The organism is Kitasatospora sp. NPDC101176 (assembly GCF_044768035.1).
Classification (GTDB): domain Bacteria; phylum Actinomycetota; class Actinomycetes; order Streptomycetales; family Streptomycetaceae; genus Kitasatospora.
Map to the genome: position 1 here is coordinate 648480 of NZ_JBIWPA010000001.1, position 23503 is coordinate 671982.

Annotated in this window: 3 protein-coding genes; all 3 read right to left on the reverse strand. The window is 76.1% G+C overall.

Annotated elements, in window-relative coordinates; translation table 11 throughout:
• Positions 1 to 34: 34 nt before the first annotated feature.
• The 3 genes from ACIRS1_RS02635 to ACIRS1_RS02645 are packed head-to-tail and all read right to left on the reverse strand — an operon-like array spanning position 35 to position 23486.
• Positions 35 to 4657 carry an amino acid adenylation domain-containing protein gene (locus tag ACIRS1_RS02635; protein WP_402836251.1) on the reverse strand — a complete coding sequence of 1541 codons (4623 nt, stop codon included), beginning with the start codon at positions 4655 to 4657 and terminating at the stop codon, positions 35 to 37.
• Positions 4658 to 4668: 11 nt separating this feature from the next.
• Positions 4669 to 17154, reverse strand: a complete 12486-nt coding sequence (locus tag ACIRS1_RS02640; RefSeq protein WP_402836253.1) for an amino acid adenylation domain-containing protein — start codon at positions 17152 to 17154, stop codon at positions 4669 to 4671.
• Entirely contained in the window at positions 17151 to 23486 is a 6336-nt protein-coding gene (locus ACIRS1_RS02645) for an amino acid adenylation domain-containing protein (protein WP_402836255.1), read from the reverse strand. Before ACIRS1_RS02645 ends, ACIRS1_RS02640 begins: the two co-directional genes overlap by 4 nt.
• Between the last annotated feature and the right edge of the window lie 17 nt (positions 23487 to 23503).

Consider the following 23503-nt stretch of genomic DNA (forward strand, 5'->3'; position numbering starts at 1 on the left):
TGGGCGGCGGCGCGGCCGGTGCCGCGGCGGCCGGTCATCCGCAGGCCCGGACGATCTCGGCGAGCGCCTCGTGCATCGCCCCGAGCAGGGCGGTCACCGAGGCGTCGTCGAACCGGCCGCCCGCGTGCACGCAGGACAGCTCCATCCGGCCGCCCTCCACGGCGGCCGCGACGTCCAGCTCGTAGGTGCGGGTCTCGTCCGGCTCGTGGTCGCCGCCGCCGTGGTCCAGGTGGCGCAGCACCAGGCGGTCCCCCTCGGGCAGCTGGTTGTCCCACTGGCCGAGGTAGTTGAAGCCGATCCGCGCCCGCGGCGCGGGGACCCGCAGGTCCTCGCGGCCGCCGGCGGCCACCAGCCCGAGGACGCCGTGGCCGAGGCCGCGGCGCGGGACGGCCCGCAGCCGGCGCTTGACGACCCGGACCGCGGCGGCCGGTGCGAGGTCCGCGGGCGCGTCCAGCAGCACCGGGTAGATGGTGGTGAACCAGCCGACGGTGCGGGACAGGTCGACCCCGTCCAGGATCTCCTCGCGGCCGTGGCCCTCCAGGTCGACCACGGTGCCGCCCTCCTCGGCGTACCCGCGGACGGCGAGCGCCCGGGCCAGTGCGGTCAGCAGCACCTCGTGCACCTGGGCGCGCAGCACCCCGGGCACCCGACGCAGCAGCGCCTCGGTCTCCTCCTCGCCCAGGGTGCGCCGCACGGTGCGCCGGTCGCCGAAGCGGCCGGCCGCGGCCGGCTCGCCGACGGGCGCGGGCAGGGCCCGCCAGTGCGCCAGCTCGTCGTCGAAGCCGCCGGCCAGGGCGTGCTCGCGCAGCCGGCGCGACCACTGCCCGAAGGAGGTGGAGCGCGGGGCGGGGCGCAGCGGCCGGCCGGCCGCCAGCTCGGCGTAGCCGGCGCGCAGGTCGTCCAGCAGGATGCGCCAGGAGACGCCGTCCACCACCAGGTGGTGCGCGGTGAGGAAGAGCCGGGCCGGACGGTCCGGTCCGAGGTCGGCGAGGACGGCGCGCAGCAGCGGGCCGTCGGCCAGCCGCAGGCCGCGCTGGGCCCGCCCGAAGGCCTCGGCGGTCCGCTCCCGCACCGTGGCGTCGTCCGCGCCGGCGAGGTCGAGCGGTTCGAACCCCCAGTGGCCGTCGGACTCCTCGGCGACCTCGGCGACCTCCTGGGACCACCGCCCCGCGTCGTCGCGGGTGTAGCGGGCGCGCAGCACGTCGTGCCGGTCGACCAGCCCGGCCAGGGCCGCGCGCACCGCCGCGAGGTCGGCGCCCGGGACCAGCTCGAACAGCACGGACTGGTTGAAGTGGTCCGGGTTGACGGTGTGGTGGTCGAAGAACCACTGCTGGACGGCGGTCAGCGGGACGGGGCCGGTGCGGTACGGGTCCGCCTCCTCCGGCTCGTCCTCCCCGGTGCCGGCCACCCTGGCCAGTGCGGCCACGGTCTTGTGCTGGAAGAGGTCCCGGGCGGTGAAGTGCAGGCCCGCCTCGCGGGCCCGGGCGACCACCTGGGTGGAGAGGATGGAGTCCCCGCCGAGCAGGAAGAAGTCGTCCTCCGCGCCGACCTCCTGGACGCCCAGCACCGAACGGAACACCTCGGCCAGCGCGGTCTCCACCGGGCCGTCGGGCGGGGTGACGGCCCGGGCCAGCGCCTCCCGGGCGTCCGGGAGGGCGTCCCGGTCGACCTTGCCGTTGACGGTGAGCGGCAGCGCGTCCAGCGGGACGAGCGCGGCCGGCACCATGAAGGCGGGCAGCTCCTCGGTGAGGGCCTCGCGGAGCTCGCGGACGGCCCCGCCCGGCTCGTGGCCGTCCGCGGCGACCAGGTAGCCGACGAGCTGCTTGCCGCGGTCGCTCTCGCGGACCACCACGGCGGCCTCGGCGACGGCCGGGTGGCGCTGCATGGCGGCCTCGATCTCGCCGGGTTCGACCCGGAAGCCGCGGATCTTGACCTGGTCGTCGGCGCGGCCGCGGAAGTCGATCCGTCCGTCCGGCAGCCAGGCGGCGAGGTCGCCGGTGCGGTAGAGCCGGGCCTTCGGGTCCTCGTCGAAGGGGTGCGGGACGAACCTCCGGCGGGTCAGCTCGGGGCGGCCCAGGTAGCCCTGGGCGACGCCGCGGCCGCCGAGGTGGATCTCACCGGTGACGGTGGGCGGCACCGGGTTGCCCTGCCCGTCCAGCAGGTACACCTCGGTGTTGGGCAGCGGCCGCCCGATGGACAGCCGGTCGCCGCCCTCCTCGGCGCCGACCTCGAACATGGTGGCGCCGACGGTGTTCTCGGTCGGGCCGTAGCCATTGATGAACCGGTGCACCCGCGACCACCGGCGGGCCAGGCCGACGGGGCAGCGGTCGCCGACCGCGAGCACCACCGAGCCGGCCGGCAGCGCCTGCGGGTCGACGGCGGCGAGCGCCGCCGGCGGCAGTCCGAGCACGGTGGGCCGGCCCGCCGCCATGGCGCGCAGCTGCTCGGTGCCGAGCGCCTCGGACTCGTTCGCCGGGACGGCGAGCGCCGCACCGGACACCAGGGCGAGGAAGGTCTCCCAGACCGCGCCGTCGAAGCTCGGCGAGGAGAGCTGGCAAACGGTGTGGGCGGGGCCGGTGCCGACGATCAGCCGGGAGGCGTTGATCATGTTGGTCAGGCCGCCGTGGCCCAGCAGCACGCCCTTGGGCGTACCGGTGGAGCCGGAGGTGTAGACGACGTAGGCGAGCGCGTCCGGCTCCACCGCCAGGCCCTCGGGCACCTCCCCGGTGTGCGCCTCCAGCAGCGGCCGCAGGTCCTCCAGGACCAGCGGTTCGGCGGCGGACTCGCCCGGCGCGGCGGCCAGCGAGCGCTGGGTGAGGACGAACCGGGCGCCGGTCTCCCCCAGCATCAGCTCCCGGCGGGCGGCCGGGAAGCGCGGGTTGAGCGGCAGGAAGGCCGCCCCGGCCCGGAGCACCGCGAGGGTGGCGGCCACCTGCGCGGGCCCGCGCTCGCAGCAGATGCCGACCACGTCGCCGGGGCGGGTGCCGCGCTCGCGCAGCACCCCGGCCAGCAGGCCTGCCATCCGGTCGAGTTCGGCGTAGCTGAGGCGCTCCTCGCCGCGCACCACCGCGAGGTCGTCGGGCCGCTCGGCGGCCCGCCTGGCGACCAGCAGGTGCACCGGCTCCTGCTCCGGGAACGCCACCGGGTTGCGGGCCCAGTCCACGGTGAGCCGGTGGTGCTCCTTCGGGCTCAGCAGGTCGAGCGCGCCGATCGCCCGGTCGGGGTCGGCCGCGATCGAGCCGAGCAGGGTGGTGAGGTGGCCGGCGAACCGGCGCACCGTCGCCTCGTCGTACAGGTCGGTGCTGTACTCCAGGGCCGACCAGAGGCTGCCGTCGGGCCGCTCCTCGAAGGCCACCACCAGGTCGAAGCCGGTGCTGGCCTGCGGCAGGGCGAGCTGCTCCATGGTCAGCCCGGGCAGGTCGAGCCGCGCCTCGGGGGCGTTCTGCAGGACGACGAGCACCTGGGCGAGCGGCATCCGGCTGGGGTCGCGCTCGGGCTGGACGGCGTCCACCACCCGCTCGAACGGGACCTCGGCGTGGTCGAAGCCGGCCAGCACGGTGTCCCGGACCCGGCCCAGGAACTCCCGGAAGCTCAGGTCGGGTTCGGGCCGGGCGCGGAGCACCAGGGTGTTCAGGAAGAGCCCGACCAGGTCCGCCAGCTCGGGCTCGTCGCGCCCGGCCACCGGCGTTCCGACGGCGACGTCCTCCTGCCGGGAGAGCCGGGCCAGCAGCAGCTGGGTGGCGGCGGTGAGCGTCATGAAGAGCGTCGCCGCGGAGGCCTCGGTGAGCTCGCGCAGCCCGGCGAGCGTCCGGGCCGGGACGGTGAACTCGTGGAAGGCGCCGGCGCCGGTGGGCACCGCGGGGCGCTGCCGGTCGGTCGGCAGCTCCAGCACCGGCACGCCGGCGAGCTGCTCGCGCCAGTAGTCGACCTGCTCGTCGAGCCGCCCGTCGGAGAGCCGCTCGCGCTGCCACACCGAGTAGTCCGCGTACTGCGGCCCGGGCGCCGGGAGGTCCGGCTCGCGGCCCTGGAGCGCGGCCGCGTAGTTCTGGCCGAGCTCCCGGGTGACGATCGACAGCGACCAGCCGTCGTGGGCGATGTGGTGGATGCTCAGCACGAGGACGTGCTCGCGCTCGGAGAGCCGCACCAGCAGGGTCCGCAGCACCGGGCCGGTGCGCAGGTCGAAGGGCCGCACCGCCTCCTCGCGGACCAGCCGCAGCAGCTCCTCCTCGCGGTCCTCGGCGCTCCCGCCGACGGCCTCCACGACCGGCAGCGGGATGTCCACCGACGGGTGCGGGACCTGCACGGGGACGCCGTCCACCTGGTCGTAGGTGGTGCGCAGCGCCTCGTGCCGGTCGACGACCGCGGCCAGCGCACGGCGCAGCGCGGCGTGGTCGAGCTCGCCGCGCAGCCGCAGCGCGAACGAGGAGTTGTAACCGACCGCCAGCGGGTCGAACTCGTAGAGGAACCACATCCGCTGCTGGGCGAAGGACATCGGCAGCGGGCGGCCGCGCTCGACGGTGCGCAGCGCGGTGGGCGCGGCCGCCGCCGGGGCGGGCGCCTCGGCGCCCGCCAGCCGGTCCCGCAGCAGGGCCCTGAGGTGTTCGGGCAGGGCCGCGATGCGGTCCTCCCGGGACGTGGTCGTCCGGACTTCACTCATGGTCGTCGTCCTCACTCCGCCGCGGGCGCCGACTGGCGCGCGGCCTCTCGCTCGAGTTCCTCCAGCAGCGCGTCCTCGACCAGCCGGGCGACCGCGGCCACGGTGGGGTTCTCGAGGAGGCTGCGGAACGCGATCCGGACACCGAAGGTCTGCTTGATCCTGGTGATCGCCTGGACGCTGGTCAGGGACTGCCCGCCGAGGGCGAAGAAGCTGTCGTGCGCGCCGACCCGCTCGACGTGCAGGGTCTCGGCCCAGATCCCGGCGATCAGCCGTTCCGTCCCGTCGCGCGGCTCCACCCACTCCTCGGCGGCCTCGACGGCCGTCTCCTCCGGGTCGGGCAGCGCGGCCCGGTCGATCTTGCCGTGCCGGGTGAGCGGGAACTCCGCCACCTCGGTGTAGGCGGCCGGCACCAGGTGGGCGGGGAGCCGCTCCGCGAGGTAGCCGGCCAGTTCGGCGCCGCCGGGCAGGCCGCCCGCGGCGGGGCGCAGGTAGGCGACCAGGCGGGCGTGCTCGGCCTCGCCGCGGACCAGGACCACCGACTCGGCGACGCCCGGGTGCTCGTCCAGGGCCGCGGTGATCTCGCCCGGCTCGATCCGGTAGCCGCGCAGCTTGACCTGGTCGTCGAGCCGGCCGAGGAACTCCAGCCGGCCGTCGGAGAGCCGGCGGACCCGGTCCCCGGTGCGGTACAGCCGCTCCTTCGGGTCGAACGGGGCGGCCAGGAAGGCCCGTTCGGTCAGGTCGGGCCGGCCCAGGTAGCCGCGGGCCAGGCCGTCGCCGGCCAGGTACAGCTCGCCGGGCGCGCCGACCGGGGCGAGGTTGCGCTCGGCGTCGAGGACGTAGGCCCGGACGTTCTGGACCGGCAGGCCGAGGACCGGCCGGGGGCTGTCGGCGATCCGGCAGACCAGCGCGTCCACGGTCGCCTCGGTGGGCCCGTAGAAGTTGTAGGCGAGCAGGCCGGTGCGGGCCCGCAGCCGGTCCCACTGGGCCTGGCCGATCGCCTCGCCGCCGAGCGCGGCGCCGCGCAGCGGGTGGGCGCCGTCGTCGAGCAGTCCGGCGTCGTCCAGCTGGCGGAACCAGGACGGGGTGGTCTGCAGGAAGTCGATCCGCTGCTCGGCACGGTACGCGACCAGGGCGTGCGCGTCGCGCCGGACCTCGTCGTCGACCAGGTGCAGCTCGTGCCCGGCGACCATCCACAGGACCGGGTTCCACGAGGCGTCGAAGGAGGCGGGCGCCAGGTGGGCGACCCGGACCTGCCGGCCGCCGCAGGCCTCGCGCAGCGGCTCGAAGACCGTCCGCAGGTGGCTGTCGAACAGGTTCGCCAGGCTGCCGTGCTCGATCAGCACGCCCTTGGGCCGGCCGGTGGAGCCGGAAGTGTGGATGACGTAGGCGGCGTGCTCGGGGGCGAGCGCCACCTCGGGCGCGGTGGCCGGCCGGGCGGCGATCGCGTCCCGCTCCCGGTCCGGGGCGAGCAGGTCGACGTCCGCGGGCAGCGTCAGCAGGGCGCCGGTCGCCTCGTCGGCGATCACCACCCGGGGGCGGACGTCCTCGACCAGCAGCCGCAGCCGCTCGGCCGGGGCGGCCGGGTCCAGCGGGGTGTACACGCCGCCCGCCTTGAGCACCGCGAGCAGCGCGGTGATCAGGCCGGTCCCGCGCCGCAGGCAGACCGCGACCGGCACCTCGGGGCCGACGCCCCGGTCGGCGAGGTGGTGGGCGAGCCGGTTGGCCCGCTCGTCCAGCTCGGCGAACGTGAGCCGCTCGCCGTCGTGGACCAGCGCGACGGCCTGCGGGGTCTGCGCGGCCCGGCGGGCGAACCGCCCGGGCACCAGGGCGTCGTCGGTCAGCGCGGTCTCGGTGGCGTTGTACCCGGTGACCAGCCGCTCCCGGTGGGCGGGGGCGAGCGCGGGCAGCTCGGCCAGGGTGCGCCCGGGCTCGGCCGCGAGGTCCTCCAGCAGGGCCCGCAGGTCTCCGGTGACCCGGTCGGCGGTGTCCGCGTCGAAGAGCCCGGGGTCGTAGGCGAGCCGGAAGGAGAGCCGCTCGCCCGCGAAGACCGCCAGCACCATCGCGTAGCTGGTGGGCTCCTGCGAGCGCACGTCACGGATACCGATGCCCTGGTCGGAGCCCATCTCGCCGTCGAAGGGGTAGTTCTCGACGACCACGTAGCTGTCGAACAGGTCGACGCCGGCGGGCAGTCCGGTCCAGCCGCGGATCTGCGCCAGCGACACGTACTCGTGGCTGCGGGCCTGGACCTGACCGCGCTGGAGGTCGCCCAGCCAGTCGAGGACGGGCTGCTCGGGCCTGACCTCCACCCGCACCGGCAGGTTGTTGATGAACAGACCGATCATCGACTCGACGTCGGGCAGGTCCGCGGGGCGGCCGGAGACGGCCGAGCCGAAGCAGACCTCCCGTTCGCCCGAGTAGCGCGAGAGCAGCAGGGCCCAGGCGCCCTGGGCGAGCGTGTTGATGGTGAGGCGGTGGCGCCGGGCGACCTCGGCGAGGCGCTCGGTGGTGGCCCGGTCCAGCTGGAAGACGCTGGTCGCCTCGCTGCCCTGGCGGGCCGCCTCCTCGCCGGTGCGGTCGGCCGGCAGCGCGGTCGGGGCGGTGAAGCCGTCCAGCAGCCCGCGCCAGTAGCGTTCGGCGTCGCCGAGGTCCTGCTCGCCGAGCCAGGCGACGTAGTCGCGGAACGGGCGGCGGGCGGCCGGGGCGGGCCGGTCGTGGCCGGTCAGCCGCAGGTAGTCGTCGACCACCTCGGAGACCAGCTCGGCGCTGCTCCAGCCGTCCAGCAGCAGGTGGTGCGAGGTCCAGACGACCCGCAGGGCGCCGTCCGGCTCGTCGATCAGGGCCAGCCGCATCAGCGGCGCGGCGGCCAGGTCGATGCCGCGGGTGCGGTCCTCGGCGAGGTGGCGGGCGAGCCGCTCCTCGCGCTCGGCGGCGGGCAGGTCCCGCCAGTCCAGCCGCTCGACGGGCACGGTGACCTTCTCCCGGACGACCTGCAGCGGCTGGTCGGTGTCCACCCGGGCGAAGGCGGTGCGCAGCATCGGGGTGCGGTCGGCGAGGCGCTGCCAGGCCTCGGCGAAGGCGTCCGGGTCCACGCCGCCCTCCAGGAGGAAGGACAGCTGGCCGAGGTAGACGCCCTCGCCCTCCTCGGTGAGGCTGTGGAACAGCAGGCCGTGCTGCATCGGGGTGGCCGGGTAGAGGTCGGCGATCCGGCCGGCGCGGCCGAGCTCGTCCAGCAGCGGCTGGTCGACCCGGGCGAGCGGGAAGTCCGAGGGGGTCGCGCCGGAGGCGGTGGCACCGGCCTCCCGGCAGTGCGCGACGATCCCGCGCAGGGCCGCCACCAGCTGGTCGGCGACCCGCTGGACGGTCTCCGTGGTGTGGGTGGCGGTGGAGTGGAACAGCTCGAAGCCCAGCTCGCCGTCGCGCACGTACGCGACGATGTCGAGCGGGTACTCCAGCAGCTCCGCGGGCGACTGCTCGTCGCCGTAGCCGAGCCGCACGTCCCGCAGCAGGGCGCCGTCGTGGCCGTCGACGACCCGGCCGAGGTAGTTGAAGCCGACCTGGGCGCGGGCCCCCTCGGCGAGCAGCTCGCCGGGCGCGCCGGCGGGGCTGAGGTGGCGCAGCGCGCCGTAGCCGATGCCGCGCTGCGGGAGGCTGCGCAGCTGCTCCTTGACGGACCGCAGGCGGGCGCCCCAGTCGGCGTCGGCGTCGGTGTCCAGGGCGACCGGGAAGGAGCTGGTGAACCAGCCGGTGGTGCGGCTCAGGTCGACGTCGTCGAAGATCTCCTCGCGGCCGTGGCCCTCCAGGTCGACCAGGACGGCGGAGCCGCCGGTCCAGTCGGCGAGGACCCGGGCGAGCGCGGTCAGCAGCACGTCGTTGACCTGGGTGCGGTAGACCGCCGGGACCTCGCGCAGCAGCGCGTCGGTGGTCCCGGCGTCGAGGGCGGCCCGGACGGCGGCCGCGGTGGCCACGGTCGGGGTGCCGTCGGCGTCGGCGGGCAGCGGCGCGGCGGCCGCGCGGCCGGCCGCGAACCAGTGGTCGAGCTCTTCGTCGAAGCCGCCGACCGCGGTGTGCTCGGACAGCCGCCGGGACCAGTCCGGGAAGGAGGTGCCGCGCGGGCCGAGGTCGACCGGGCGCCCCGCGGCGGCCTGCCGGTAGGCGGTCTCCAGGTCGCCCAGCAGGATCTGCCAGGAGACCGCGTCGACGACCAGGTGGTGGGCGGTCAGGAAGAGCCGGGCGCCGGCGGTGCCGCCGAGGTCGGCGAGCACGGCCTTCACCAGCGGGCCCTCGGCCAGGTCGAAGCCGGCCTGGGCGGCGGTGGCGGCGGCCAGCAGTGCGCCCTCCGGGTCGGCCTCCAGGGCGAGGTCCAGCCGCTCCAGCGGCCAGGCGTCGCCGGGGGCGGCGATCTCCTGCTGCCAGCGGCCGTAGACGGTGCGGAACCGGGTGCGCAGCGCGTCGTGGTGGGTGAGCAGCGCGTCCAGCGCGGTGCGCAGGTGCGCCTCGTCGGGGAGCTCCCGCAGCTCGGCCAGCACGGACATGGTGCTGTGCTGCGGGGCCTCGGTGTGGTGCTGGAAGAAGGCCCGCTGGATCGGGGTCAGCGGCGCCCTTCCGGTGACGGGTTCGGTGTTCACGCCGGCCGGCTCCTCGGGTTCGTGGGTGGTGGTCGCCGCGGCGATCCCGGCGATGGTCTGGTGGCTGAAGATGTCCTGCGAGCTGAGGCGCAGGCCCAGCTGGCGTGCCCGGGAGACGACCTGGATGCTCAGGATCGAGTCGCCGCCGAGGTCGAAGAAGTTGTCGTCGACGCCGACCTCGGGCACCCGGAAGACCTCGGCCCAGAGCCCGGCGAGCGCCTGCTCGGCGGGGGTGCGGGGGGCGGTCCTGGTGGTGGCGGGGCGGTCGTCGGCGGCGGCCGCGGGCAGCGCCCGGCGGTCGACCTTGCCGTTGGCGTTCAGCGGCAGCCGGTCGAGCCGGACGAAGGCCTGCGGCACCATGTGCCGGGGCAGCGAGCCCTCCAGGTACCGGCGCAGGTCGGCGCTCTGCGGGTCGGTGCCGGGCACGGCCACCACGTAGCCGGTGAGCACGGCGCCGGGTTCGGTGCGCAGCGCCGCGACGGCGTCCAGGACGTCGGGGTGGCGGCGCAGCACGGCCTCGATCTCGGCCAGTTCCACCCGGAAGCCGCGGATCTTGACCTGGTCGTCGCCGCGGCCGAGGAACTCGACGTCCCCGGTGGGCAGGAAGCGCGCCTGGTCGCCGGTGCGGTAGAGCCGGCCGTCGGGGTGCGGGGTGAACGGGTCGGCGCTGAAGCGCTCCTCGGTGAGGTCGGGGCGGTTGAGGTAGCCGCGGGTGACGCCGAAGCCGCCGAGGTAGAGCTCGCCGACGACGCCGACCGGCAGCGGTTCGAGGTCCGCGTCCAGGACGTACATCCGGGTGCCCGGGACGGGCCGTCCGATCGGCACGCTCGCGACGTCGGGCAGCGACTGCGGGGTGACGGTGAAGTACGAGGACTCGACGGTGGCCTCGGTGACGCCGTAGGAGTTGAGCACCACGGTGCCGGGGGCGACGGCGGCCAGCAGCCGGCGGCAGTCGTCGGTGCGCCAGTTGTCCGAGCCGACGGCCAGGTAGCGCAGCGGCGGGAAGGGCCGGCCGGTGCGGGCGGCCTCGTCGGCCAGCGCGTTGGCCAGCGACGGGACGGTCTCGACGTGGGTGACGCGGTGGCGCTCGATCAGGTCGAACAGGCGGGCCGGGTCGGTGGTGGCCTCCTTCGGGCAGAGCACCAGGGCGCCGCCGGTGGTCAGCGCGTGGGTGAGGTCGGAAACGAAGACGTCGAAGGCCATGCTGGCGAGGTTGAGCTGGCGGGCCGGCGCCTGGTCGAGCCGGTACGCCTCGCGCCAGGCCGCGGCGGCCCGGGCGACGCTGCGGTGCTCGACCGTGACGCCCTTGGGCCGGCCGGTGGAGCCGGAGGTGTAGATGACGTAGGCCAGGTTGTCCGGGGTGACCTCGGTGCTGGGCGCCTCGGCGGGCCAGCTGTCGATCTCGGCGCGGTCGGCGTCCAGGCAGAGCACCGTCGCGTCGCAGAGCGGGAGCCGCTCGGCGAGGTCCTGCTGGGTGACGAGCATGGCGGCGGCGCTGTCGTCCAGCACCAGGCGCAGCCGCTCGGCCGGGTGGGAGGGGTCCAGCGGCAGGTAGGCGGCGCCCGCCTTGAGCACGCCGAGGGCGGCGACGACGGTGTCCGGGCCGCGGTCCAGGCAGATCGCGACCACGGTCTCCGGGCCGATGCCCTGGCCGACGAGGTGCTGGGCCAGCCGGTTGGCGCGGGCGTCGAGCTGGGTGTAGGTCAGCGAGGTGTCCTCGAAGACCACCGCCTCGGCGTCCGGGGTCAGCCGGACCTGCTCGGCGAACAGCTCGTGCAGGCAGGCGTCGCTGCCCGGGGTGCCGGTGTCGTTCCACTCGTACAGCACCCGGTCGCGGGCGCGCAGCGACAGCATCGGGACGTCGCCGACCCGCTGCTCGGGGGCGCTCGGCATGCTGCCGAGCAGGACGGCCAGCTGGTCGGCCAGCGCCTCGGCCCGGGCCCGGTCGTAGAGCGCCGGGTCGTAGGAGAGCAGCAGGGTCAGCGAGCCGTCGTCGTCGTAGGCGGTGAGGTCCAGCGTGAAGCTGGTGGTGTCGACGGCGCGGACGTCGCTGAGCCGCAGTCCGTGGCGCTCGGCGGCGGCGCCGTTGCCCGGGTAGTTCTCGAACACCACCAGGGTCTGGAAGAGCGCGCTGCCGCGCGGGACGCCGCTGCTGCGCTGGATCTCGGCGATCGAGGAGTACTCGAAGCGGCGGGACTCCGCCTGGTCGGCCTGCAGCGCCGCGAGCCACTCCACCAGCGGCGCGTCCGGGTCGACGGCGGTGCGCAGCGGCAGGGTGTTCAGCAGGTTGCCGACCATGGTGTCGGCGCCGGGCAGGTCGGTCGGGCGGCCGGCCACGGTGGTGCCGAAGCAGACGTCGCGCTGCCCCGAGTGTCGGGCCAGCAGGATCGCCCAGGCGCCCTGGACGGCGGTGTTGAGGGTGAGCCGGTGACGCCGGACCATCGCGACCAGCGCGTCCGTCTCGGCGCCCGACAGGCCGACCCGGACCTGACCGGCGGACTGCGACTCGTGGCCCTGCGGCACCGTGCAGCCGAACGGCAGCGGGGTCGGCGCGTCCAGGTCGCCCAGCAGGGCGCTCCAGTGCGCGGCGGCCGCGTCCTTGTCCTGCCGGGCCAGCCAGGCGACGTAGTCGCGGAAGGGCCGGCGCTCGGGCAGCGCGGGGGCCGCGCCCCGGCCGTCGGTGAGCGCCCGGTAGGCGGCGAAGAGGTCGGCGAACAGGTGCGAGGTGCTCCAGCCGTCCAGCACGGCGTGGTGGAAGGTCCACACGACGCGCACCGTCCGCTCGTCCTCGCGGGCCAGCGCCAGGCGCATCAGCGGCGCCCGGGACAGCTCGATCCCGGTGGCGCGCTCCTCGTCGATCAGGGCCCTGACCCGGCGCTCCAGCTCGGCGGCGGGCAGGCCGGTCCAGTCGAGGCGGCGGACCGTCAGTTCGGCGGTGCGCTCGACCACCTGGACGGGCTCGGGGACGCCGTCCCAGACCAGCCGGGTGCGCAGCGCGGGCGTGCGGTCGACGACGTGCTGCCAGGCGGCGGCCAGCGCGTCGACGTCGCGCACGCCCTCCAGCCGGAAGGCGACGTGGTCGGAGTAGGCGCCGACGCCGTCCTGGTTGAGGGTGTGGAAGAGCATGCCGCTCTGCATCGGGGTGAGCGGGTGGACGTCCTCGACCGAGGAGCCGGCCGGCACCAGCCGGTCGACGGTGGCCTGGTCGAGGCTGAGCAGCGGGAAGTCGCCGGGGGTGGCGCCGCCCGCGCCGGGGGTGAGGCAGTGTTCGACGAGTTCGGCCAGGGCCGCAGCGAAGTTGTCGGCGAAGCGCTGGACGGTGGCCCGGTCGTGGCGCTGCGGGGCGTAGTGGACGTCGAAGGTCAGTACGCCGTTGCGGACCTCGCCGACGACGTCCAGCAGGTGCGGCCGTTCCTCGTCCGGGTGGTGGTCGCGGCCGTAGTCCGGCTCGACGGCGCGGAACAGCTCGCTGCCGGCCGCCGCGTCGCTCCACTGGCCGAGGTAGTTGAAGCTCACCTGCGGCTGCGGCGCCGCGGCCAGCGCGCGGGCCCGCGGCTCGTCGCCGCGCAGGTGGCGCAGCGGGCCGTAGCCGGCGCCGCGGGCGGGCACGGCGCGCAGCAGCTCCTTGGTGTCGCGGATCAGCCGGCCGAGCGGGCGGTCGGCCGGGGACTCCAGCAGCACCGGGAAGATCGAGGTGAACCAGCCGACCGTGCGGGAGACGTCGACGCCGTCGAGGATCTCCTCGCGGCCGTGGCCCTCCAGGGTGATCAGGGTGCGGGACCGGCCGGTGAAACGGGCCAGCGCGCGGCCGAGCGCGGTCAGCAGGACGTCGTTGACCTGGGTGCGGTAGACGGCCGGCACGTCCTGGAGCAGCTGCCGGGTGCGCTCGGCGTCCAGGCCGGCGGAGACGGCACGGGTCTCGCCGACGGTGTTGCGGCCCTCCCGGTCGGTGGGCAGCTCGGCGGAGCCGGCCGGCACCGGGCGGGCCCAGTGGTCCAGCTCGGCGTCCAGGCCGCCGTCCCGGGTGAGGGCGGCGAGCCGGCGGGCCCAGCCGCGGTAGGAGGTGCCGGCCGGGCCGAGGTCGACGGCCCCGCCCCGGACGGCCTGGCGGTAGGCGGCCTCCAGGTCGTCCAGCAGGATGCGCCAGGAGACGCCGTCCACCGCGAGGTGGTGCACGGTGATCAGCAGGCGGGGCGGCCGGCCGGCGCCGTGGTCGAAGAGCAGGGTGCGCAGCAGCGGGCCCTCGACCGGGTCCAGCGAGGCCTGGGCGGCCTCGGCGAGGGCGCGCATGGCGGCGTCCCGCTCCTCGGGGGCGGCCTGGTCGAGGGTGATCCGCTCGATCCGGGCCTCGGAGGGCGTGCTGCCGGGTTCGAGCGCGGGGACGAGCTGCACGCGCCGGCCGTCGGGGCCGGTGGCGAAGCGGGAGCGCAGGGCGTCGTGCCGGCCGACCAGGCCGGCCACCGCGCGGGCCAGCGCCGCCTCGTCGACCGCGCCGTCCAGGGTGATCAGCACGGACTGGTTGAAGTGGTGCGCACCCCGGGTGTGGTGTTCGAAGAACCACTCCTGGACGGGGCCGAGCGGGGCCGGCTCGTGGTCCTCGGCCTCGGGCCCGGCCGCCGGGGCCTGCTCGACGGGCCGGGCGGCGCGGGCCAGGTCGGCGAGCGACTGCCGGGAGAAGATGTCCTTCGAGGTGATGACGAGGCCGGCCCGGCGGGCCCTGGCGACCACCTGGATGCTGAGGATGGAGTCGCCGCCGAGCTCGAAGAAGTTGTCGTCGGCGCCGACCCGGTCGATGCCGAGGACCTCCGACCAGACCTCGGCGAGCGCCTGCTCGGCCGGGTCCTCGGGGGCCCGGTAGTCCTCCCGTTCCAGGGTGGTCTCCGGCGCGGGCAGGGCCCGGACGTCGACCTTGCCGTTGGCGGTGAGCGGGAAGGCGTCCAGGGTGACGAAGGCCGTCGGCACGCTGTAGGACGGCAGCCGTTCCTCGGCGAAGGCGCGCAGGTCGAGCGGTGCCGGCGCGGCGCCGGGCTCCGCCCGCAGGTAGCCGACCAGCCGCTTGTGGTCGCCGTCGGCGAGGGCGACGACCAGGGCGGCGGCCACCCCCGGGTGCTGCTCCAGTACGGCCTCGACCTCGCCGGGCTCGATCCGGTAGCCGCGCACCTTGACCTGCGTGTCGGCGCGGCCGAGGTACTCGACCAGGCCGTCGGCCCAGCGCACCACGTCCCCGGTGCGGTACATCCGCTCGCCGGGACCGGTGGCGAACGGCGACGGGAGGAAGCGCTCCTCGGTCAGCTCGGGGCGGCCCAGGTAGCCGCGGGCCACGCCCGGGCCGGCGATCCAGAGCTCGCCGGGGGTGCCCGGCGGGACGGGCCGGCGGCGCTCGTCGAGGACGTACACCGCGGTGTTGGAGATCGGGCGACCGATCGGGATGGCGCGCACGCCGTCGGTCTCGCGGATCAGGTGGGTGACGGCGAAGGTGGTGGTCTCGGTCGGCCCGTAGGCGTTGACCAGCCGCTGCGGCGGGCGGCCGCCCGCCAGCAGCTCGGCGATCCGGCGCGGGTTGAGCGCCTCGCCGCCGACCAGCAGGTGGCGCATGCCGCCGAAGGCGGTCGGCTCCAGGCTGACGACCTGGTTGAAGACGCCGGCGGTGAGGAACATCGCGGTGGTGCCGGTGGAGGCCAGCGCGGCGGCGAAGGCCGGCGGGTCGAGCAGGACGTCCTTGGTGATGACGGCGATCCGCGCGCCGACCACGAGCGGCGCCCAGAACTCGAAGGTGGCGGCGTCGAAGGTGGCGTCGGCGACCTGGGCGACCACGTCGTCGGCCCGCAGCGGGGCGTAGTCGGCGCCGTGGACCAGCCGGACGACGGCGCGGTGCTCGACCACGACGCCCTTGGGCCGGCCGGTGGAGCCGGAGGTGTAGATGACGTAGGCGGCGGTCTCCGGGCCGGCGTCGGTCGGCGGCGGGCCGGCCGGCAGCGCGGCCAGGTCGGCGGCGTGCTCGGCGGGGAGCAGGGCGGGCACGGCCAGGTCGGGCAGTCGGGCGAGCAGCTCGCGGTCGGTGACGCAGAGCGCGGCCGCGGTGTCCGCCAGCATGAACTCCAGCCGGTCGGCCGGGTAGTCCGGGTCCAGCGGCACGTAGGTGCAGCCGGCCTTGAGCACCGCCAGCAGGGCGACGACCAGCCCCGTCCCGCGGGGCAGGCAGACCGCGACGTGCTGGCCGGAGCCTGCGCCCCGCTCGACCAGCAGCCGGGCCAGCCGGTCCGACCGCTCGTCGAGTTGACGGTACGTCAGTTCGCCGTCCGGGTCGGAGGCGGCGATCGCGTCGGGGGTGGCCGAAGCCTGCTCGGCGACCAGGGAGTGGACCGTCCGGTCGGACGGGTAGGGCACCCGGTTCTCGGCCCACTCGCCGGTGACGAGGGCGAGTTCGGCGGCGGTGAGCAGCGGCAGGTCGCCGACCGGCCGGTCGGCGTCGGCGGCCACGCCGGCCAGCAGGAGCAGCAGACGGGTGCAGAGCGCGTCGACGGTGGCGGCGTCGAACAGGTCGGTGTTGTACTCCACCGTCCCGCCCAGCCCGCCGCCGGCGTCCGGGGTGAACTCCAGCGTCAGGTCGAAGATGGAGGAGACCGAGGGCGCGCGGAACTCGGAGACCTCCGGGCCGCCGAAGTCGGGCAGCCCGCCGGGCGCGTTCTGCAGCACCAGGGCGGCCTGCACCAGCGGGGTGCGGCTCGGGTCGCGCTCGGGCTGGATCTCGTCCACCAGGCGGTGGAAGGGCACGTCCTGGTTGCTCAGGGCGTCCCACAGCTGGTCGGTGGTGCGCTCCAGCAGCTCGCCGAAGGGCTCGTCCAGGTCGATCCGGCCCTGCAGGACCAGGGTGTTCACGAAGAAGCCGACCAGTGGCTCCAGTTCGGAGCGGTCGCGGCCGACCGAGACGGTGCCGAGGCCCACCGTGCGCTGCCCGGTGTGCCGGGCCAGCAGGACCTGGGTGGCCGCGGCGAGCACGGCGAACAGGGTGGTGCCGCGTTCGGCGCCGAGCTCCTCCAGGCCGCGGGCCACCGCCGCGTCCACCCGGAAGGCGTGCAGGGCGCCGACGGTGGTGCGCACCGCGGGCCGGGGCCGGTCGGTGGGCAGCTCCAGCGGCTGGAGGTCGGCCAGTTCCTCGCGCCAGTGGTCCAGCTGGCCGGCGAGGAGCTCCTCGGTGCAGCGTTCGCGCTGCCAGCGGGAGTAGTCGCGGTAGCTGACCGGCAGCGGGGCGAGGGTGTGCGGGCGGCCCTCGACCGCGGCCCGGTAGAGCTCGCCCAGCTCGGTGGTCAGCAGGCCCTTGGACCAGCCGTCGGCGGCGATGTGGTGCAGGTTGAGGAAGAGCGCGTGGTCGTCCGGGGCGTGCCGCACCACGGTGGAGCGCAGCAGCGGGCCGCGGGACAGGTCGAAGGGCGTGGCGAGTTCGCGCTGCAGCAGCGCGGCGAACTCGGCCTCGCGCTCCTCGGCGCCGAGCCCGGCGAGGTCCACCGGCTCGGTGTCCGGGGTGTAGGCGGGGCGCACCTCCTGGCGGGCGACGCCGTCCTCGGTGGTGAAGACGGTGCGCAGCGGCTCGTGCCGCTCGACCAGGGCGGTCAGGGCGGTGCGCAGCGCGTCCAGGTCCAGGCCGCCGCGCAGCCGCAGGCCGAAGGAGGTGGTGTACTCCACCGCGTCGGTCTCGAACTCCTGCAGGAACCAGAGCCGTTCCTGGCCGAAGGAGAGCGGGGCCGGCCCGTCCCCGCCGGGGCGGACGGCGTCCCGGTCGCCGCCGGCCGCGGTGGCCAGCCGGCGGCGCAGGATCTCGTCGGCGTCCGGCTCGGCGGCCGTGGTGTCGTCGCCGTGTCGCTGGTCTGTCATCGCTTGCTCCCCCGCGCGACGCCGCGCTTCGTGGTCCGGTCCGCCGGTGTCCGGCGCACGTCTTCGAGTACTTGCTTGCGGACGCGGTCCGCCAGGGCGGCCACGGTGCGGGCGGCGAACACGTGCCGCGCCGAGACGCCGACGCCGAACACCTCGCGGATCCGGGCGGTCACCTGCAGGGTGAGCACGGAGTTGGCGCCGTGGTCGAAGATGTCGTCCTCGGCTCCCACCGCGGCCACGCCCAGGACGTCGGCCCAGATCCCGGCCAGGGCCGCCTCGGTCTCGTCCCGCGGGGCGGTCGGTTCGGCGGCCGGGCGGCGTTCCTGCGGCTCCGGCAGGGCCCGGCGGTCGATCTTCCCGCTGGTGGTCATCGGGAACGCGTCCAGCACCACGACCACCGGCGGCACCATGTAGCCGGGCAGCCGCTCGGCGAGCCGGGCCCGGATCCGCTCCGGGTCGGCGGTGCCGCCCGCGGGCACCACGTAGCCGGTCAGTGCGGTCTGCCCGGACGGCCCGGTGCGGGCGACGACGGCGGTCTGCTCGACGCTCTCGTCGTCGAGCAGCGCGGTCTCGATCTCGCCGAGCTCGATCCGGTAGCCGCGCACCTTGACCTGGTCGTCGATCCGGCCGAGGAACTCCAGGGTGCCGTCGGGCAGCCAGCGGACGAGGTCGCCGGTGCGGTAGAGCCGGGCGCCGGGCCCGGCGCCGAGGTGGTCCGGGACGAACCGTTCCTCGGTCAGCTCGGGGCGGCCCAGGTAGCCGCGGGCCACCCCGGCACCGCCGACGTACAGCTCGCCGGGGACGCCGACCGGCACCGGCGCGCGGCGCTCGTCGAGCACGTAGCCGGTGGTGTTGGCGATCGGCCGGCCGATCGAGGGCAGCCGCCCGGCCGGGGCGTCCTCCTCGCACTCCAGGACGGTGCCGGTGGTCAGCACCGTGGTCTCGGTCGGGCCGTAGAGGTTGGCCAGCGAGAACGCGGTGCCGCGCGGCAGCCGCCGGCGCACCACGTCGGCGCCGGTGATGACGTGCCGCACCCGGCCCCGGTACAGCGCGGGCTGGTCCAGCAGGGCCTCCAGCCTCGGCGCCGGGACGAGGATCAGGGTGATGCCCTGGTCGACGATCCAGTCCGCCGTCAGGTGCGGGTCCTCCAGCACCCGGTCGGGCAGGTAGCGGATCTCGACGCCGCAGGCGAGGGCGCCCCACTGCTCCAGGACGGTGGGGTCGAAGCCGGGCGGCACCATCTGGGTGGCCCGGTCGCCCGGCCGGGCGTCGAAGAACTCCCGGTACCAGTCGCAGAGGTTGACCACACCGCGGTGCTCGATCAGCACGCCCTTGGCCTGGCCGGTGGAGCCCGAGGTGTAGATCACGTAGGCGAGGTCGGACGGGCCGACGGCCACCTCGGGCGGTCCGTCGGGGCCACCGGCCGGGGTGCCCGCCGCGGTGTCCTCGACGTAGAGCGTCTCGACTCCCTCCGGCGCCCCGGGCCCGGCCAGGCCGCGCTGGGTGAGCAGCACCGGCACACCGGCGTCGCCGAGTACGAAGAGCGTGCGGTCGTCGGGGAGTTCCGGGTCGAGCGGCAGGTAGGCGCCGCCGGCCTTGAGCACCGCGAGCTGGGCGATCGTCATCTCGGCGCCGCGCAGCGTCCGGACGCCGACCACGGTGCCGGGTGCGACGCCGCGATCGACCAGCCGGTGCGCCAGCGCGTCGGTGAGCGCGTCGAGTTCGGCGAAGGTCAGGCTGCGGTCCTCGGCGGTGACGGCGGGGGCGTCCGGGGTGCGCCGGGCCTGCTCGGCCACCAGCCGGTGGACGGTGGCGGTGCGGAAGCGGGCGTCGGTGGCGGTGGCGTTCCAGCCGGTGGTGACGAGCCGGCGCTCCTCCTCCCCCATGATCGGCACGTCGTCGACGAGCCGGTCCGGGTCCGCCGCCATGCCCGCGAGCAGGGCGGTGAGGTGGCCGGCGATCCGCTCGACGGTCTCCGGGTCGAACAGCGCCGTGCTGTACTCGACCAGGCCACCGATCCGGCCGTCGCGCTCCTCGAACTCGAAGCCGATGTCGAACAGCGCGTGCATCCGCGGCAGCGCGGCCTCCTCGACCCGCAGGCCGTCGGGGCCGGGCAGGGCGTCCTGGGCGCGCTTGAGCATCAGCGCCGCCTGGATCAGCGGGGTGCGGCTCGGGTCGCGGTCGGGCTTGAGCTCGTCGATCAGCCGGTCGTACGGCAGGTGCTGGTGGGTGAAGGCGTCCAGCACGGTCTGCCGGACCTCGGCCAGGAAGGCGCCGACGGTCGTCTCCGGCGTGGTGCGGGCGCGCAGCACCAGGGTGTTGACGAAGAAGCCGAGCACGTCCTCGAGTTCGCTGTGCTCGCGCCCGGAGACGATGGTGCCGACCGCGACGTCGCGCTGGCGGGCGTAGCGGGACAGCAGCAGCTGGACGCCGGCGGTCAGCACGGTGAACAGGGTGCTGCCCTCGCGGCGGCAGAGCCGGGTCAGGTCGGCGACCAGGGCGGCGGGGAGCTCGAAGGCGTGGACGGCGCCGACGGTGCTGCGGGTGGCCGGCCGGGGGCGGTCGGTGGGCAGCTCCAGCGGCACCACACCGTCCAGCCGGCCCTTCCAGTAGGCCAGGTCGGCGGCCTCCCGCTCGCCGTGCTCGGCGTGCTGGTGCGCGGCGTAGTCGGCGTACTGCAGCGGCAGCGGGGCGAGCCCGGCGGGCCGGCCGGTGGTCTCCCGGTCGAGCAGCGCGACGAGTTCGCGGGCCATCACCTCCTTGGACCAGCCGTCGGTGACGACGTGGTGCATGTCGAGGACCAGCAGGTGCTCCTCGTCGCCCAGCCGGATCAGCCAGGGGCGCAGCAGCGGGCCGCCGCGCAGGTCGAAGCTGCGGCTCAGCCCGGTGCGCAGCAGCGCGTCCAGGCCCTCGGCGCCGCCCTCCTGCGCGAGGTCGGTGCGGCGCAGCGGCCGCGGTGCGGGGTCGTGGACGACCTGGACGCCCCGGCCGTCCTCGGTGGCGAAGGTGGTGCGCAGGATCTCGTGCCGCTCGACCAGGGCGTCGACGGCGCGGCCGAGGGCGGCGACGTCGAGCGGCCCGGTGAGCCGCAGGCCCAGCGGCGAGTTGTACTCGGTGCCCTGGGACTCGTAGTCGTACAGGAACCAGAGCCGCTGCTGCCCGTAGGACAGCGGCAGCGGCCGCTCGCGCCCGACCGGGACGAGCCCGGCCCGGCGGGCCGGCACGCCGCCCAGACGGCCGGCCAGCCCGGCGACGGTGGGCGACTCGAACAGGGTGCGGATCGGCACCTCGACGTCCATCACCGAGCGGATCCGGCCGATCAGCCGGGTGGCGAGCAGGGAGTGCCCGCCGAGGTCGAAGAAGCTGTCGTCGACGCCGACGGAGCCGACCCCGAGCACCTCGCTGAAGAGGTCGCACAGCTGCTCCTCCCGGGCGCTGCGCGGCCCGTGCCCGGCGCCGGCCGCGGCGGTGCCCGGGTCCGGGAGGGCGGACCGGTCGGTCTTGCCGTTGGGGGTCAGCGGGATGCCGGCGATCGGCACGACCACGGCCGGGACCATGTAGCCGGGCAGGGTCGCGGCGGCGTGCGCGCGCAGCTCGGCCGGGTCGGCCCCGGCAGGGCCGGCCGGCACCACGTAGGAGACCAGCCGGGTGTCCGCGGTGCCGTAGTCGCGGGCCACCGTGACGGCCCGGGCGACCGCGGGGTGCCGTTCCAGGACGGCGTCGATCTCGCCGGGCTCGATCCGGAAGCCGCGCACCTTCAGCTGGAAGTCGGCGCGGCCGACGTACTCGAGGTTGCCGTCGGCGGCCCAGCGGACGATGTCGCCGGTGCGGTACATCCGTTCGCCGTCGGCGCCGTACGGGTCGGGCAGGAAGCGGTCCCGGGTGAGGTCCTCGCGGTGCAGGTAGCCGGTGCCCACGCCGTCGCCGGCGATGTACAGCTCGCCCGCGACACCGACGGGCACCAGGCGCAGCCCCTCGTCCAGGACGCGCACCCGGGTGTTGCCGATCGGGCGCCCGATGGTCGGCGCGCCGGGGCGGTCGTCGAGGCGGGCGGCGGTGGACCAGACGGTGGTCTCGGTGGGCCCGTACAGGTTGGTGACCTCGCGGCCGGTGCGGCGCATCCGCTCGGCGAGGGCGGCCGGCAGGGCCTCCCCGCCGACGAGCATCCGCAGGCCCGTCAGCGCCTGCGGCACCTCGTCGCAGAGCGCCTGCCAGAGGCTGGGGGTGGCCTGCAGGACGGTGGTGCCGGTGCGGGTGACCAGGGCGCCCAGCGCGGCCGGGTCGGTGACGGTCGCGCGGTCGGCGAGGACGACGGTGGCGCCGCCGACCAGCGGCAGGTAGATCTCCAGGGCCGCGATGTCGAAGGCGATGGTGGTGACGGAGGTCCAGACGTCCTCGGCGGCCAGCGGGAAGAGGTCCGCCATCGAGACCAGGAAGTTGGTGAGCGCGCGGCGGCTGATGACCACGCCCTTGGGGCGGCCGGTGGATCCGGAGGTGTAGATGACGTACGCCGGGTCGGCCGCGGTGGCGGCGGGGCCCGGTGCCGGGGCGGGCCCGGCGGCGAGCCGGGCGCGCACCTGCGCGTCGTCCAGCAGCACCGGGTGCGCGGCGGTGGCGGGCAGCCGGGCGGCCGTCGCGGTGTCGGTGACCAGGGCGGAGGGCCCGGCGTGGTCGAGGATGTAGCCGATCCGGTCGGCCGGGTAGTCCGGGTCGAGCGGCACGTAGGCGGCGCCGGTGCGGGCGACGGCGAGCAGGGCGACGACGAGGTCGGCGCAGCGCGGCAGGGCGAGGGCGACCAGCCGGCCCGGGGCGGCACCGTGGCGGCGCAGCTCGCCGGCCAACCGCTCGGCGCGGTCGTCGAGTTCGGCGTAGCTGAGCACGGTGCTGCCGGCGATCAGGGCGGTCCGGTCGGGCTGGGCGACGGCCCGGGCCCGGAACAGCGCGGAGACGTCGGCGTCGGGCACCGGCCGCGCGGTGGCGTTCCACCCGTGCAGCAGGGCCTGCCGCTCGGCCGGGTCCAGCAGGTCGTGGTCGGCCGGGTCCCGGTCCGGCTGCGCGGCGACGGCGGCCAGCAGGCGGACCAGCGCGTCGGTGAGCCGCCGGGCGGTGGCCGGGTCGAACAGCTCGGTGCTGAAGGTGACGTGCAGCCGCAGCCCCCCGCCGTCCGGCGCGGTGCGGAAGGCCAGCCGCAGGTCGAACGGGGAGTGCCGGCGCGGCAGTCGCTCGACGCGGGCGTCGAGCGGGCCGAACGGCAGGCGGGCGGGCAGGTCCTCGGCGAGGTCGAGGGCCACCTGGGCCAGCGGGTGGCGGTTGAGCGCCCGCTCCGGGCGCAGCGCGCCGACCACGGTCTCGAAGGGGACGCCGCCGTTGCGGCGGGCGGTGTCGGCGGCGGCCGCGCAGGCGCGGACCAGCTCGCGGAATCCGGCGCCGGGCCGGGCGGCCGCGCGCAGCACCACCGGGTTGGCCAACGGGCCGACCGTTCCGGCGCGTTCGGCGTCGTCCCGGCCGGGCAGGCTGCCGACCAGGGGGACGTCCGGGCCGGCGCCGAAGCGGCCGAGCAGGACGGTCACGGCGGCGTGCAGCACGGCCTCGACACCGGCGCCGGCGTCGGCGGCCAGGCCGGTGAGGGCGGCGGTCAGCGGGGCGTCCAGCGCGGTGCGGTGCTCGTCGGCGGCGTAGCGGGTGACGGCCGGGCGGGGCCGGTCGACGGGCAGCTCCAGCTGCGTCGGGGCGCCGTCCAGCACGGCGCGCCAGTGGGCGAGTTCGGCCGCGGCCTGGTCGGTGGGCCGGTCGGGGGCGCCGTAGCGGGCGCGGTCGGCGGCGGCCGCCGCGGCGTACTGGGGCGCGGGGGCCGCGTCCTGGTCGGCGGTGTACGCGCGGGCCAGGTCGTCGAGGATCAGGCCGAGCGAGCGCTCGTCGGCGGCGATCTCGTGCACGGTCAGCAGCAGCACGTGGTCCTGCGGGCCGGCGGCCAGCAGCCGGGCCCGCAGCGGGGCCTCCCGCGTGAGGTCCAGGCCTTCCGCGGCGGCCCGGGCCAGCGCCTCGTCCACCCGGTCGGGGTCGACGGGTTCGGCGCGCAGCCCGGCGAACGGCGCGCCGTCGGGGGCCGCACCGGGCCGGCAGCGGCCCTCCTCCTCGCGGTGCACGGTGCCCAGCAGCGGGTGCCGGCGCACCAGGGCGTCCAGCGCGGCGCGCAGGCGGTCCGGGAGCAGCGCGCCGGTCAGGCGCAGCGCCACCGCGTGGGTGTGGCCGGCGGCGCCCTCCTGGAAGCGGTTCAGGAACCACAGGCGCTGCTGCGCCGGCGACAGGGCACTGTCGTTGGTGATCGTCACGTTCGCTCTCCAGCCTG

Bases quoted from the DNA above. Each gene is read 5' to 3' on its own strand.
- ACIRS1_RS02635 (WP_402836251.1), bottom strand. From the start codon at position 4,657: ATGAGTGAAGTCCGGACGACCACGTCCCGGGAGGACCGCATCGCGGCC.
- ACIRS1_RS02640 (WP_402836253.1), bottom strand. From the start codon at position 17,154: ATGACAGACCAGCGACACGGCGACGACACCACGGCCGCCGAGCCGGAC.